This window comes from Rhizobium sp. CCGE531, from assembly GCF_003627795.1.
Taxonomy (GTDB): Bacteria; Pseudomonadota; Alphaproteobacteria; order Rhizobiales; family Rhizobiaceae; genus Rhizobium.
In genome coordinates, this window is record NZ_CP032684.1 from 1377332 (window position 1) to 1392289 (window position 14958).

11 protein-coding genes and 1 pseudogene are annotated in these 14958 nt (G+C 61.2%); 6 read left to right on the forward strand and 6 right to left on the reverse strand.

Going from position 1 to position 14958, the window contains the following annotated elements; translation table 11 throughout:
* Nucleotides 1-112 precede the first annotated feature (112 nt).
* Nucleotides 113-1282, forward strand: a complete 1170-nt coding sequence (locus tag CCGE531_RS06795; protein WP_120663506.1) for an alpha-D-ribose 1-methylphosphonate 5-triphosphate diphosphatase — start codon at nucleotides 113-115, stop codon at nucleotides 1280-1282.
* 290 nt (nucleotides 1283-1572) lie between these two features.
* On the opposite strand, the gene purN is transcribed toward CCGE531_RS06795, so the two are convergent.
* A complete protein-coding gene (gene purN / locus CCGE531_RS06800) occupies nucleotides 1573-2244 on the reverse strand; it encodes a phosphoribosylglycinamide formyltransferase (protein ID WP_120663507.1) in 672 nt (223 codons plus the stop codon).
* A complete protein-coding gene (gene purM, locus CCGE531_RS06805; RefSeq protein ID WP_120663508.1) occupies nucleotides 2241-3314 on the reverse strand; it encodes a phosphoribosylformylglycinamidine cyclo-ligase in 1074 nt (357 codons plus the stop codon). The genes purN and purM overlap by 4 nt, the downstream gene beginning before the upstream one ends.
* 222 nt (nucleotides 3315-3536) lie before the next feature.
* On the opposite strand from purM, the pseudogene CCGE531_RS06810 reads away from it, so the two are divergent.
* From CCGE531_RS06810 to ppx, 4 genes and pseudogenes are all read left to right on the forward strand, one after another.
* A pseudogene (locus CCGE531_RS06810) lies at nucleotides 3537-4666 on the forward strand (AI-2E family transporter).
* Nucleotides 4667-4668: 2 nt separating this feature from the next.
* Nucleotides 4669-5382 (forward strand): DnaA regulatory inactivator HdaA, encoded by a 714-nt coding sequence (gene hdaA, locus CCGE531_RS06815; protein ID WP_120663509.1) that lies wholly within the window; start codon nucleotides 4669-4671, stop codon nucleotides 5380-5382.
* Nucleotides 5383-5458: 76 nt separating this feature from the next.
* Nucleotides 5459-7660, forward strand: coding sequence for an RNA degradosome polyphosphate kinase (locus tag CCGE531_RS06820; protein ID WP_120663510.1), 2202 nt, complete (start codon nucleotides 5459-5461; stop codon nucleotides 7658-7660).
* An 11-nt stretch (nucleotides 7661-7671) separates the two neighbouring features.
* Complete coding sequence (ppx, locus tag CCGE531_RS06825; protein ID WP_120663511.1) at nucleotides 7672-9192, forward strand: exopolyphosphatase; 1521 nt, start codon at nucleotides 7672-7674, stop codon at nucleotides 9190-9192.
* Nucleotides 9193-9242: 50 nt separating this feature from the next.
* Here ppx and CCGE531_RS06830 read toward each other — a convergent pair whose 3' ends face one another.
* The 3 genes from CCGE531_RS06830 to rnd all read right to left on the reverse strand — a co-directional run bounded on the left by CCGE531_RS06830 (nucleotide 9243) and on the right by rnd (nucleotide 13154).
* Nucleotides 9243-10601: an esterase-like activity of phytase family protein gene (locus CCGE531_RS06830; protein WP_120666574.1), complete on the reverse strand. Its 1359-nt coding sequence runs from the start codon at nucleotides 10599-10601 to the stop codon at nucleotides 9243-9245.
* A gap of 163 nt (nucleotides 10602-10764) precedes the next feature.
* Entirely contained in the window at nucleotides 10765-11817 is a 1053-nt protein-coding gene (locus CCGE531_RS06835) for an adenylate/guanylate cyclase domain-containing protein (RefSeq protein WP_120663512.1), read from the reverse strand.
* Between the two features lie 191 nt (nucleotides 11818-12008).
* Nucleotides 12009-13154: a ribonuclease D gene (rnd, locus tag CCGE531_RS06840; RefSeq protein ID WP_120663513.1), complete on the reverse strand. Its 1146-nt coding sequence runs from the start codon at nucleotides 13152-13154 to the stop codon at nucleotides 12009-12011.
* A 25-nt stretch (nucleotides 13155-13179) separates the two neighbouring features.
* On the opposite strand from rnd, the gene CCGE531_RS34155 reads away from it, so the two are divergent.
* Nucleotides 13180-13356: a hypothetical protein gene (locus CCGE531_RS34155; protein WP_162943855.1), complete on the forward strand. Its 177-nt coding sequence runs from the start codon at nucleotides 13180-13182 to the stop codon at nucleotides 13354-13356.
* Here the strand turns inward: CCGE531_RS34155 and CCGE531_RS06845 are convergent.
* Nucleotides 13338-14729, reverse strand: coding sequence for a multicopper oxidase family protein (locus CCGE531_RS06845; protein ID WP_120663514.1), 1392 nt, complete (start codon nucleotides 14727-14729; stop codon nucleotides 13338-13340). The two genes, CCGE531_RS34155 and CCGE531_RS06845, sit on opposite strands and share 19 nt — an antisense overlap.
* Between the last annotated feature and the right edge of the window lie 229 nt (nucleotides 14730-14958).

Consider the following 14958-nt stretch of genomic DNA (forward strand, 5'->3'; position numbering starts at 1 on the left):
CTCCGCATTCATCACAATGTCACGAATCGAGCTTACCGGGGCGTGCTGGCCGGAAACATTCGAATGTTTCCGAGCCTCCTTCGATCATGGACGCCGTTTCAGGAGAAAGCCGATGTGGCTCAGCAATTTCACGCTCGTTCTTCCCAATGAAGTCGTCGAGAGGGGCGCGGTGCGCATCGAGGACGGCGTGATTGCCGAAATCCGCTCCGAGCCGGTAGAGCGGCCAACCTTCGACGGCGGCGGCCGTTTGCTGATGCCGGGTTTCGTTGACCTGCACTGTGACATGGTGGAGCGCGAGATCGCGCCGCGGCCGAATGCGATGATGCCGATCGATTTCGGCATTCATGAGCTCGACAAGAAGCTGGCGGCGGCCGGCGTCACCACCGCCTTTGCGGCGCTCTCCTTTGCGACCGAAAGCGTCTACGGTCACGTCCGTTCGCTCGAAACCACCTCAGCTGTTATCCGCGGCATCGGCAGTCTGCGCGGCGAACTGCTGATCGACCATCGCGTCCATGCGCGCTATGAAATCACCAATCTCGGTGCTGCCCCGACCCTGGAGCGGCTGCTGGAGGAAGGCTCCGTCGACATGGTCTCGCTCACCGACCACACGCCGGGGCAGGGGCAGTACAACGACATCGAAAGCTATATCCGCAGCATGTCCGAGCGCCGCTCCATGTCGCGCGAGGCGGCCGAGGAAGTCGTGGCGAAACGTATCGCGCAACGCCAGGACCCGGAGATCGAGCGTAAGCTGCATGACGTGGTCGGACTATCGCTGAAGCACAAGCTTTCGCTGGCCTCGCATGATGACGACAGCGCCGAGAAAGTGGCGGCGATGCACGATCTCGGCGTGACGATCAGCGAGTTTCCGGTAACGCAGGCGGCTGCCGAAGAAGCTTGCCGCCGTGGTCTGTGGACGCTGATGGGCGCGCCGAACGCACTGCGCGGCCAGTCGATGTCCGGCAATCTCAGCGCCCTGGATGCCGCTCGTTCCGGTCTGCTTGGCATCATCGCCGCCGATTACCACCCGGCTGCCTTCGTGCCGGCGATCTCTAGGATTGCCGATGTTGTTGCAGGCGGTCTGCCCGCTGCCGTTGCGACGGCAACGTCCAACGCTGCCCGTTCGGCCGGTCTCAAGGATCGCGGCGAAATCGCTGTCGGCCAGCTCGCCGATCTGGTTGCCGTCGAGCCCGGCTCGGTTCACCGTATCCGCGCCACCTTCCGCGGCGGCCGCATCGTCTATAGCGACGGCACGCTGCATCCGCTGATGGCGATGGCGGCTTGAGGAAAGGCAATTAAGCGGGACAAATTAGGGTAGCCCGCAGCCCCCTCATCCGCCCTTCGGGCACCTTCTCCCCGAGGGGAGAAGGGGTTTTTCTAGACGCACCAATCCCGACAAAATGTATGTCTTACCAAGATGGTGAAGTTCCCGCGTTCAAAGGAAAGTTGCGTGGCTCTGCCTGGTGCGGCCTCGGTACCGAAACGGGAGGGACCGGAAGCGCTCCTCCCTTCTCCCCTCGGGGAGAAGGTGCCCGAAGGGCGGATGAGGGGGCGTTTGACGCTACAGGTCCCTACTTAGCCCACATCCCCAAGCAGCGACAAAATCTGCCGCCCATCGACAGCAGATGCTTCGGCAAGGCTTACGGCCCGGCCATCTTCCATCCTGACCTTGCCTTCCGCCAGCAGCCGCAGCGATTGCGGATAGAGCTGATGCTCGATCGTCAGCACGCGGGCGGCGAGGCTATCAGCCGTATCATCGGTCAGGACAGGTACGGCGGCCTGGCCGACGACCGGGCCTTCGTCCATGCCTTCGGTGACGAAATGCACGGTGCAGCCCGCAATGCGCATGCCGGCGTCGATGGCGCGCTGATGCGTGTGCAGGCCGGGGAAAAGCGGCAGCAGCGAGGGATGGATATTGATGATCCGGCCTTCGTAAGCCTGGATGAAGCGGCCGGAGAGCAGCCGCATATAGCCGGCAAGGCAGATGATGTCTGGGGAGAGGGCTTCCAGCTGCGAAAGGATCGCCTCTTCATGGGCTTCCTTGCTGGCAAACCCCTTGCGCACGAAGGCGAAGGTGGCGATGCCCTCGGCGGCAGCCTTTGCCAGTCCGCCGGCCTCCGCCTTGTCGGAGATGACGCCGACGATCTCGGCCGGAAAGTCGGCCGCTTTCGTGGCTTTCAGGAGAGCCAGCATGTTGGAGCCGCCGCCCGAGATGAAGACAACGACGCGTTTGCGCGGCGTGGTCATAGAGCCAGCGCGCCCTTGTAGACGGTGCCGTGGGCGCCTTCTTCGCGAGCGATCATGCGGCCGAGCGTAATGACTGCTTCGCCTTCCGCTTCGAGCGCGGCCTTCACGGCCTCGACGTTTTCGGCAGCGACGACGACGATCATGCCGATGCCGCAGTTGAAAGTGCGCAGCATCTCCTTGGCCTCGACGCCGCCGACCTTGGCGAGCCAGGAAAAGACCGGCGGCACCTTGACGGCGGCAAGATCGATTTCGGCGGCGAGATGCTTCGGCAGCACGCGCGGAATATTTTCCGGGAAACCGCCGCCGGTAATGTGGGCAAGCGCCTTGAGAGCTTGGGTTTCGCGGATGGCCTTGAGCAGCGGCTTCACATAGATGCGGGTCGGCGTCAGCAGTGCTTCACCAAGCGCCTTGCCTTCGGCGAAGGGAGCAGGCGCATCCCAGCCGAGGCCGGAAAGCTCGACGATCTTGCGCACCAGCGAGAAGCCGTTGGAGTGGACGCCAGAGGAGGCGAGGCCGAGAATGACGTCGCCTTCGACAATGTCGCCCGAGGGCAGCAGCTGGCCGCGCTCGGCGGCACCGACGGCAAAGCCCGCCAGGTCGTAATCGCCGTGGGAATACATGCCCGGCATTTCCGCCGTCTCACCGCCGATCAGCGCGCAGCCCGCCTCGCGGCAGCCGGCGGCAATGCCGCCGACGATCGCCGCACCCTGATCGGGATCGAGCTTGCCGGTGGCGAAGTAATCGAGGAAGAACAGCGGCTCGGCGCCCTGGACGACCAGGTCGTTCACGCACATGGCGACGAGGTCGATGCCGACGGTATCATGATAGTTGGCGTCGATCGCGATCTTCAGCTTGGTGCCGACACCATCATTGGCGGCGACCAGCACCGGATCGGTGAAGCCCGCGGCCTTGAGGTCGAAGAGGCCGCCGAAGCCGCCGATCTCGCCATCCGCTCCGGGCCGGCGCGTCGAACGGACGGCAGGCTTGATCTTTTCGACCAGCAGGTTGCCGGCGTCGATATCGACGCCCGCGTCGCTATAGGTCAGACCGTTTTTTCCAGACTGGCTCATGCTTCCGCCTCCGATGGCCGCCTGTCCATTATGACAGGGCTTTGATCGGGTCGCCATTGCATGATAGGGGCCTTTATGCAAGGCGCAAGCGCCGCAAACCCTTCGATTTTCCCCGCTTCCCATTGCCTGAGGTGGATTTCCCGCCTCAGGCTTGACCATAATTGCGGCATCATCCTATGTCCTAAGCGAGCGGCAAACGGGCCGGAAACGACGGGGAAGATGATGGAGCAAAAGGTCAGCGGGGCGAGCCTCAAGCGTCAAGTCACGTTCTGGGTGATCGTGCTCGTCGTCTTCGTCGCCTTTCTCTATATTTTCAGCACGATCCTGCTGCCGTTCATCGTCGGCATGGCGATCGCCTATTTCCTCGATCCGGTCGCCGACCGGCTGGAGCGGATCGGGCTTAGCCGCCTCATGGCGACAGTGGTGATCCTCGTATCCTTCGTGCTGATCTTCGCGCTGGCGCTGACGATCTTCATTCCGATCATCATCAACCAGTTCAACGATTTCGTTCAGCACATACCGACCTACGTGCAGCAAGCGCAGCAGCTGGTCGCCAAGGCGCAGACGATGGTGCTACCGGACTGGATCCGCAATCAGCTTGGAGCCATCAAGGACAACTTCTCCAGCATCATGTCTGACGGGCTGAGCTTCGTCGGCGGGCTGTTTGCGCAGATCTGGAGCTCCGGCAAGGCGCTGGTCAATATCATCTCGCTGATGGTCGTCACGCCGGTCGTCGCCTTCTACATCCTGCTCGATTGGGATCGCATGGTCACCAAGGTGGACGACTGGATACCGCGCGACCATGTCGCCAGCGTCCGCCAGATCGCCCATGAGATCGATCAGGCGATCGCCGGCTTCATCCGGGGCAGGGCTCGCTCTGCATCATCCTCGGCGTATATTACGGCGTCGGCCTGTCGCTGGTCGGCCTGAACTTCGGCCTCCTGATCGGCCTCTTTGCCGGCATGATCAGCTTCATTCCCTATGTCGGTTCGCTGGTCGGCCTCATCCTGGCGGTCGGCGTCGCCCTGGTGCAGTTCTGGCCCGACTATCTCTGGGTCGGCCTGACGCTTGCCGTCTTCTTCACCGGCCAGTTCCTCGAAGGCAACGTGCTGCAGCCGAAGCTCGTCGGCGAAAGCGTCGGCCTGCACCCGGTCTGGCTGATGTTCGCCCTTTTTGCCTTCGGCGCGCTCTTCGGCTTCGTCGGGCTGCTGATCGCGGTTCCCGCAGCGGCCGCATGCGGCGTTCTTGTCCGCTTCGCTCTTTCGCGGTACCTTCAGAGCGATCTCTATTACGGACGCTCGGAGGCGGGCAAGGCGCGCAGAGCCAAGGCCGGCAAACCCGAGAACAGCTAGACATGACCGACGCAAAGAACGCTGATCTGAGGCGCAAGGCCGCCGAACAGCTGCCCTTGGCCTTTACGCACGATCCCGCAAACGGGCGTGACGACCTGCTCGTCGCCGATCCGTTGAGCGCGGCGGTGAAGATCGTCGACTCCTGGCCGCGCTGGCCGTCGCCGGTGGTTGTCCTGGCCGGTCCCGTCGGCTCTGGCAAATCGCATCTCACCAGCATCTGGAGCGAGCGGTGCGGCGCTGTCCACATTCACCCCGTGGCTGGATCCGATGCCGCGATCGCGGCGTCGAACGGTCCTGTCGTCTTCGAGGATGTAGATCGCCTAGGCTTTGACGATACCGAGCTTTTTCATGTCATCAACAGCGTTCGGGAGAACGGCACCAGTCTTTTGATGACCAGCCGGCTCTGGCCGATGTCCTGGCCGGTGACGCTGCCCGATCTGCGTTCCCGCCTGAAGGCCGCGACGGTGGTCGAGATCGGCGAGCCGGACGAGGAATTGCTGTCGCAGGTGATCGTCAAGCTCTTCGCTGACCGGCAGCTTTATATCGATGACAAACTCATCCTTTATATTGTCAATCGCATGGAGCGTTCCCTGAACGCAGCACAGCTGATCGTCGATAGGCTGGATCGGCTGGCGCTTGGGCGGGGCACAAGGATCACGCGCCTGTTGGCTGCTGAGGTCTTGGACGAACTGGGCAATTCCGATCAGCCGGATTGAGCTGACATCGACTGTCACAGTTCCGTCGTCAAACTGATATACGTGGCACAAAATTGGAAAAGAGGGTAGGTGGAACATGGACTCGGCACTCACGGAACATCAGGACGCCAACCAGGAAGCCCCAGAGGCAGCACCTCCCGTCAGCGAACTGCTGACCAGCCCAGAGCGCTTTATCAACCGCGAATTTTCCTGGCTGCAGTTCAACCGTCGCGTCCTCGAGGAGACGTTGAACACAGCCCATCCGTTGCTGGAGCGGGTTCGCTTTCTCTCGATTTCCGCCGCCAACCTCGATGAGTTCTTCATGGTGCGCGTCGCTGGCCTCGAAGGCCAGGTCCGCGAGAAGATCCTGGTGCGCACGCCCGATGGCAAGACGCCTGCCGAGCAGCTCGACGACATCCTGCGCGAGATCGACAATCTGCAGATGGAACAGCAGGCTTCGCTCGCTGTCCTGCAGCAATATCTCGCCAAGGAAGACATTCTGATCGTTCGCCCGGCCGCTCTTTCCGACATGGACCGGCAATGGCTCCACACCGAGTTTGAGCAGGCGATCTTCCCGGTCCTGACGCCGCTCTCCATCGACCCGGCGCATCCGTTCCCGTTCATCCCGAACCTCGGCTTCTCGATCGCGCTGCAGCTGAAGAGCATGAACGGCCGCGAACCCATGACGGCGCTGCTCCGCCTGCCGCCGGCGCTGGACCGCTTCGTCCGCCTGCCGGACGCCAGCAACGTCATCCGCTACATCACGCTTGAAGATGTGGTAAACATCTTCATCCACAGGCTCTATCCCGGATACGAGGTGCAGGGCTCGGGTACGTTCCGCATCATCCGAGACAGCGATATCGAAGTCGAGGAAGAGGCCGAAGACCTGGTGCGCTTCTTCGAAACCGCGCTGAAGCGCCGCCGCCGCGGCTCGGTGATCCGCATCGAAACCGACTCCGAAATGCCGCTCGAGCTTCGCCAGTTCGTGGTAGAGTCGCTGAACGTTCCGGGAAACCGCATCGCGGTTCTGCCCGGCCTGCTCGCGCTCAACACGCTTTCGGAAATCTGCAAGGCCCCGCGCGACGACCTTCGTTTCGAGCCCTACAATGCCCGATTTCCTGAGCGCGTCCGCGAACACGCCGGCGATTGTTTCGCCGCGATCCGCGAAAAGGACATGGTGGTCCACCACCCCTATGAATCCTTCGACGTTGTGGTCCAGTTCCTTCTCCAGGCTGCGCGCGATCCTGACGTTCTGGCGATAAAGCAGACGCTTTACCGCACCTCGAACGACAGCCCGATCGTCCGTGCGCTGATCGATGCCGCTGACATGGGCAAGTCCGTCACGGCGCTGGTGGAACTCAAGGCCCGCTTCGATGAAGAGGCAAACATCCGCTGGGCGCGCGATCTGGAGCGCGCCGGCGTGCAGGTCGTGTTTGGGTTCATCGAACTCAAGACCCATTCGAAGATGTCGATGGTTGTGCGCCGCGAGGACGGCAAGCTGCGCACCTATTGCCATCTGGGCACCGGCAACTACCATCCGGTTACCGCGAAGATCTATACCGACCTTTCCTACTTTACCTGCGATCCGAAGATCGCCCACGATATGGCGAACATCTTCAACTTCATCACCGGCTACGGCGAGCCGGAACATGACATGAAGATCGCGGTTTCGCCTTACACGCTTCGCAGCCGCATCCTCCAGCATATCGAGGGCGAGATCGAGTATGCCAAGAACGGCCATCCGGCGGCAATCTGGATGAAGATGAATTCGCTTGTCGATCCCGACATCATCGACGCGCTTTATCGCGCCAGCAATGCCGGCGTCGAGGTCGATCTTGTCGTGCGCGGCATCTGCTGCCTGCGTCCGCAGGTGGCCGGCCTTTCGGAGAATATACGCGTCAAGTCGATCATCGGCCGCTTTCTCGAGCACAGCCGCATCTTCTGTTTCGGCAATGGCCAGGGCCTGCCGTCGGACAAGGCGCTCGTCTATATCGGCTCGGCGGACATGATGCCGAGAAACCTTGATCGTCGCGTCGAAACCCTCGTGCCGCTGACCAACAAGACCGTGCATGAACAGGTGCTTTCACAGATCATGCTGGGCAATATCATTGACAATCAGCAAAGCTACGAGATATTGCCGGACGGGACCTCACGGCGCATGGAAGTGCGCCAGGGAAAAGAGCCATTTAATGCGCAGCAGTATTTCATGACCAACCCCAGCCTGTCCGGTCGTGGTGAAGCCTTGAAATCCAGCGCACCGAAACTCATCGCTGGGCTGCTGTCAGGCCGCAGCAAATAAAATGGACCTGCATGGTTGAGTCTGAAGCCCAGGGGCGCCTTCCGGGTGTTGCCCCTGTCTCCGTTGTCGATATCGGGTCGAACTCGGTCCGTCTTGTCGTCTATGAAGGCCATTCGCGGTCTCCGACCATCCTTTTCAACGAGAAGGTGCTATGCGGCCTCGGCAAGGGCATAGCGCTGACCGGCAGGATGGATGAGGAAAGCGTGGCGCGAGCCTTGGCTGCGCTGCATCGTTTCAAGGCGCTCTCCGATCAGGCGCGCGCATCCACCATCTATGTGCTCGCGACGGCGGCAGCGCGCGAAGCCAGCAACGGCCCGCATTTCATCCATCAGGCCGAGGTGATTCTGCAGCGCAAGGTCCGCGTGCTGTCCGGCGAGGAGGAGGCACGCTTCTCCGCGCTCGGCATCGTCAGCGGCTTCTTCCATCCGGATGGGATTGCCGGCGATCTCGGCGGCGGCTCGCTGGAGCTGATCGACATCAAGGACCGGGACATCGGCAAGGGCATCACGCTGCCGCTCGGTGGCTTGCGCCTGTCCGAATATGCCGGCGGCTCGATCGAAAAGGCACGCGGCTTCGCGCGCAAGCATGTCAAGACGGCGAAGCTGTTGAACAAGGGCGAAGGCCGCACGTTCTATGCGGTCGGCGGCACATGGCGAAACATCGCCAAGCTGCACATGGAGATCCGCAAATATCCGCTGCACATGATGCAGGGCTATGAAGTGTCGCTCGACGAGATGGTGCGCTTCCTGGATCAGATCGTCGACTCGAAGGATTCGAAGGATCCGGCGTTGCAGGCGGTTTCCAAGCATCGCCGTTTGCTGCTGCCTTTCGGTGCGGTCGCCATGCGCGAAGTGCTGACGGCGATGAAGCCGTCCGTTATCTCCTTTTCCGCACAGGGTGTCCGCGAGGGCTATCTCTACTCCCTTCTGACCGAAGCGGAGCGTAACAGCGATCCGCTGCTCGTCGCTGCCGGTGAGCTTGCCATCCTGCGTGCCCGCTCGCCGGAGCATGCCCGCGAACTGGCCGATTGGACCGGGCGGATGATGCCTTTCTTCGGGATCACCGAAACGGAGGAGGAAAGCCGTTATCGCCAATCCGCATGTCTGCTCGCCGACATCAGCTGGCGCGCGCATCCGGATTATCGCGGCCTGCAGGCATTGAACATCATCGCCCATACGTCCTTCGTCGGCATCACCCATGCCGGCCGCGCCTTCATCGCGCTTGCCAATTACTATCGCTTCGAGGGATTGAACGACGACGGGGCGACCGAACCTCTGGCGACGATCGCCACCCCGCTATACATCGAACGGGCCAAGCTGCTCGGCGGGCTGTTGCGTGTCGTCTATCTCTTCTCGGCATCGATGCCCGGCATCGTCCGCAATCTGTCGTTCCGCCGCTCGACGAACCCGGATCTCGATCTCGAATTCGTCGTTCCCGCCGAATATCACGATTTCGCCGGCGAGAGGCTGGACGGACGCCTGCAGCAGTTGGGCAAGCTGACGAACCGTCGTCTGGCTTTCTGCTTCGAATAGGGTTTTGAAGCCTCTCCCCACAAAGCAGGGAGAGGCTGTTTCGTCGTGACTTATTTCGCGTTCAGGAAATCACCGACTTCAAGAAGGCTGAACTCGTTATCGTCGGCCTTGTCGACGGCGCGGCCTGCCGAGAAGGGCAGGTTGTTGTCGTTGCCGATGATGATATGCGTGGCATCGACGCGGTCGACATTCTCGATGGTGACGAAAGGCATGTCGTAGAAGCCGTCACCGCCGCCCTGGCGACGCTTGTGATCCGGATCCTCGATGTGCAGCAGGTCGATATAGCCGATCTTGCGAACGGACTTGCCGACATTGGCGTCGCTGAATTCGATCTTGTAGACGCGCTTCAGCTCGGCCGGAGCCTCGAAGCAATCCGGCTTCGGCTGCTTGGGATCGGCGCAGGCCTTGTCCTTCGTGCCGGCGCCGTTGTCGCGTTCGATGACCAGGGCCGTCGTTTCGTCGAGCATGTTGAAATCGCCGATCGAGGCGCCCTTGTCCGCGAACGGGTAAAGCCAGCTGCGGCCGGTCCAGCTCTTCGAGGCGACGTCGAATTCGATGACGCGGACGGCCGTTTTGCCATCGACGCTCTCCATCTGGCCGTCATCCTTGTAGATCGCGCCTTCAAGCAAGCCATAGAGCTTGGAGCCGTCCTTCGACATGGCAAGGCCTTCGAAGCCGCCCGAGCGCTTCAGGTTGAAGGCCGGCATCTTCTGCGTCGGATTGCCCGGCAGCTGCAGCAGGGCGTTGTCGGGAGACATGACGGGCTTGCCGTCGAGCGTCGTCGGGAAGACGTCCGTCAGCTGGCCGCTCGTATCGAACTTCAGGAGATAAGGACCGAACTCGTCGCCGATCCAGAAGCCGTCGGCAACCGGCTGGACCGATTCGATATCGAAATCGGAGCCAGTCAGATAGCGTTTGTCGGCGCCTTCGAGAACGATCGGGAAGGGGGCCTTCTTGTTCGGATCGGAGAGGAACAGGTTCTTGACGACCTCGACCTTGCCGCTATCCCAGTTGAATTTAAGCTGATGCAGGAAGAGCATTGCATCGCTGGAGTTCTGCTTGGAGCCGAAGCCGTTGTCGGAGAGTGTCCAGAAGGTGCCGTCAGGCATGGTCTTGATGCCGGAAAAGCCCTGGATCGGCTGGCCGTCGAAGGGTAGCTTCAGATCGGTGACGCGGGCGCCGTCCTTGCCCGGCACGGTGCCGAGCGCGTCGGTGCGCTTGCGATCCGGCGTAGTGAACTTGCCGGAGGTCTTCAGGAAGCCGGGCGCATCGGCAGGGGCGGCAGTGACGGTGTTGGCCGGCAGAATGGCCTGTCCGGCAAGCTTTGCCTTGAATTGCTGCTCGTCGGCCTGGGCCGAGGCAGCAAACAAAATGAAGAGCGCCGTGGAGGCGGAAAGAATTCGGGTCATCATGTCACCTTGTTGGCGAGGAGTGGCGAAACAATCCCGCTTAACAGGCGAGCCATGTCGGCGAATTAACGCTCAGGTGAAGTTTTGGTGACTGTGGACAACCCATAAGGTGTGAAGCTCAGGCGCGCATCGATCTCGAAATGCAGCCGTAACGCTGCATTGTCTACAATCTGCCGCGGATTGTTTTCAGAGCTTCCCGGCTTTGCGTATGAAGCGCGATCACGCCGAGAGGCTGATCGCGGCCGCGAACGGCATGCTCCCCGAGCTCCTCCTTGATGATCGCTTCGGGCAGATCGAGCCGTCTGGCAAGATCGCTCGAAATCAGCACCTGGCGCTCCAGCGTCTTGCAGAGCGATTCCAGCCTCGCGGTGGTGTTCACCGTGTCGCCGAAATAGGCGATCTTGTGATGGTCGACGCCGATTTCGCCCGTCACGATGCTGCCGCCATGCAAGGCGGCGCGCAGGCGCGGCACCCTGCCATAGGATTTCAGCCAGGTTTCGGCATTCTTTTCGATATCGTTGAGGATATTGAAGACGCAGCGTACGCAATTGGCATTCTTCACGCCGCGTCGAAGCGGCCAGGTGATGATGGCGGCATCGCCGATATAGTCGTCGATCGCACCCTTATGTCGCCGAACGGGTTCGGCCATGGCGCCGAACACCGCGCCCAGAAACTCCTGTGTCTTCAGGTCGCCATGCTCCTCGGCGAAGGCAGTCGAGCCGACGAGATCGATGAAGAGGAATACGCGCTCCTCCTGCACAGGATTGCGGTACCGGCCGGTCAGCAGGCTGAGGAAGACGTCGCGGCCGAGCAGTTCCCGCACGCGGCCGATGAAAATGATGATGGCCGTTACCACGACGGCATAGAGATAGACGTCGATCTTCAGCAGCGTGAGGTCTTCCCAGGAGCCGTCGACCAGGCCAAGCAGTTTCATGAGGCTGCCTGCTGTGGCATAGCCGACGCTCATCAGGAGGAAATCGACGATGAGAGCCGAAAGGATAAAGGCCGGCGTCGGCAGGCGATGCATCCAGACGTTCAGCCGCGGCAGGATCATGCGGCGTTCGAAGGCGAGCAGCGGCATGCCGCAGAACACGGCGAAGATCGCGCCGATATACATTGGCGCTTGCGGGAAAAATATCTTGCCGTAGATGACGCCGGTCGAGGCGACAAGCAGCGATATCAGGATCCAGTTGCGTATCGAATGGAGAATGCCCATTCATTTTTCCGCCGAGAAACGACGCCTGTCATCGACGCGGAATTGCGTCGGCAAACCGGAACGTCATCGAATAGAACGATTACATCGGACGTTCATTCCACGAGATTTGCGGCGCAATCGTGATTGCGGCCGCCATATCCCTTTGCGAATCATACGCAATTGCAAGGGATTGGGGAAGGATAATGTCGCCGCTAGAGGGTGACGGTCTCGATCCGCTTGCCGACGAAGCGCAGGGCCACCTGGCCCTGGATCAGCTGCAGGGCCGTCTCGCCGAAGAGATCGCGCCGCCAGCCGGTCAAGGCCGCCACATCGGCTTTTTCTCCTTCGGCGGCGATCTTGTCGAGATCGTCGCTGTTGGCGATCACTTTCGGTGCGACGCCATGCTTCTCGGCGATGAGCTTCAGCAGCACTTTCAGCAGTTCCGAGGCTGCTGCCGTACCTTCGGGCGCCTGCTGATGGCGCGGCGGATGCGGCATATCCGATTTCGGCAATGCCAGCGCCTCATTGATTGCCTCGAGCACTGTCGTGCCGGCGGCCGAACGTTCCCAGCCTTTCGGGACGGTGCGCAGCCGTGCAAGCGCCTCGCTGTCCTTCGGTTGCTGCTGGGCGATCTCATAGATCGCGTCATCCTTCAGCACGCGGGCGCGCGGCACATTGCGGGCGCGCGCTTCACGCTCGCGCCAGGCAGCCACATATTTCAGAACCGCGAGCTCCTGCGGCTTGCGCAGCCGCATCTTCAGGCGCTGCCAGGCGTCATCGGGATGCAGATCGTAGGTTTCGCGTGCCTCGAGGATTGCCATTTCCTCCTGCAGCCAGGAGGCGCGGCCCTCTCGCTCCAGCTGCTCGTTGAGCGAGAGGTAGACGTCGCGCAGATGGGTCACATCGGCAAGCGCATAGTCCAGCTGCTTTTCCGAGAGGGGACGCCGGCTCCAATCGGTGAAGCGCGAGGATTTGTCGATATGGACGTTCTTGATGCGGCTGACGAGCTGATCGTACGAAACCGAATCGCCGAAGCCGCAGACCATCGCCGCGACCTGCGTATCGAAGATCGGATGCGGAATGAGGTTGCCGCGATGGAAAATGATTTCGATATCCTGGCGCGCGGCGTGGAATACCTTCAGAACCGAAGGATTGGCCATCAGCTCGAAAAATGGCGCCAAATCCAAACCTTTGGCCAGCGGATCCACCAGCACCTCGGTTGTGGGGCTTGCCATTTGTATCAAACACAGTTCCGGCCAGAAGGTCGTTTCTCGCAGGAACTCCGTATCGATCGTAATGAATTCCGACTTGGCCAGCTCGCGGCAGGCCGCCTCCAATTGGGCGGTATTTTCGATCATCTCAACACATTCATCGGTAAAATAGTTGTTTAACTTCCTTCTCCTTTCAGCCGGATATGTCAATACTTTCGCGGGCAAAGCCTTTGCCGCATTTCACTTTTGGCTGAAATTAATGCAAGCGGAAGGCGCTTCGATCAAAACCGGGATCGAAACCGGCCTGGCGCCAGTGCCGTTTGCCGCTGCCTATGCCACCCGCACATAGCTGGTCATGCCCGTCTTCTGATGCTCGATGATGTGGCAATGCAGCAGCCAGTCGCCGGGATTGTCGGCAACGAAGCCGAGCTGAACCTTTTCATTCGGCTGGATCAGATAGGTGTCGGACACGAATGGCTGTACCTGCCGCGTCGAGGAGGACAGAACCGTGAAGCTCATCCCGTGCAGATGGATCGGATGGCTGTGCGGGGTGACGTTTTCCATGTCGATGACATAGCTCTTGCCGAGCTTGAGTTCGGCAAGCGGCGCCGTCGGATCGGGGGTATCGCCGGGCCAGGGCACCTTGTTGATGGCCCAGAAGCTGTAGCCGAGCGAGCCGCAAATGCTGTTGTCGGCCGTATTCTCCGCCGTGGCGCTGAGAATGAGCGGGATATGCGTTGCCGCGCCAAGATCGGCCTTCTGCACGGGATTGTCTTCCAGCGGCGCCAGATCGCGGACGTCGCGCTTCAGCGAGCTGCCGACCGCGCGCAGCGTTGCCAGCACCTTCGGATCGGTGCCCTTGATATCCTCGAGCTTGACGACCGCGCCCTCGCTGTCGGGCATGCGTACGGCAAGCTCCAGCCGCTGACCCGGGCCGAGCTGCAGGAGATCGAGCGGAAATCGTTGCGGCACGGGATTGCCGTCGATCGCGATCACGGTCGCTTCCGCGCCGTCCATGCGGAAGGAGTAGATGCGCGTGACGTCGGTGATAGCAATGCGCAGGCGCACAAGGCCGCCAGAGGGCGAGTCATATTGCGGCTGCTGCTGCCAGTTCGCGGTTCGGACTGTCCCGTAGGTTCCGGACTTGGCGGCATCGCGTGGCCGGAACTGCGCAATGAACTGTCCATCTCCCCCCAGGCGCCAATCGCGCAGATTGAGCACCACTTCCGAATCGAAAGCAGGATCCTTCGGGTTTTCGACCACGATGACGCCGGTCATGCCATGGCCCATCTGCTCCAGCGTGTTGCAATGCGGATGATACCAGAAGGTGCCGGCGTCGGGCGGGGTGAAGGCATAGTCGAAATGATCGCCGGTATAGACGTAGGGCTGGGTGAGGAACGGCACGCCGTCCATGGCGTTCGGAAGGCGGATGCCGTGCCAGTGGATGGTCGTCGGATCGTCTATGCCGTTGATGAGCCGGGCCGCGAAAGCCTCGCCCTTCTTCATGCGCACGACCGGCGGCATGCCGGCGTCGCCATAGGTCAGCACACTCCTGGTGGCGCCGCCATCCGTCAGATTGGCCTCGATCTTGGCCGTCTTCAGCGAGAGCGGCTCGGCTGCCGCCGCCTTGCCCGCAAGCCTTCCGGCGATGCCGAGACCAACGCCATAGGCTCCGGCAACGGCTGAAGCTTTCAAGAGATTGCGGCGGGTGAGGATCGGCATGTCAGGCTCCGGGGACGAAGATCTATGGATGCCTGTTTAAAGTTGACCTCGATGTTCAGCAATAGCATCGAGGTAGCCAAACTGCCGCAGCGGCTACTTGTGGATGCTGATATGGGTGGTGGTGAGTCTCGCGATGCTGGATAAAACACTGGGGAATGAGCTAGAGGGCGGGAGAGGAGCGGCTCTATCCTGCCCCTGGCGGGCGGGAAAGCAATTTCATTGGTTTAGG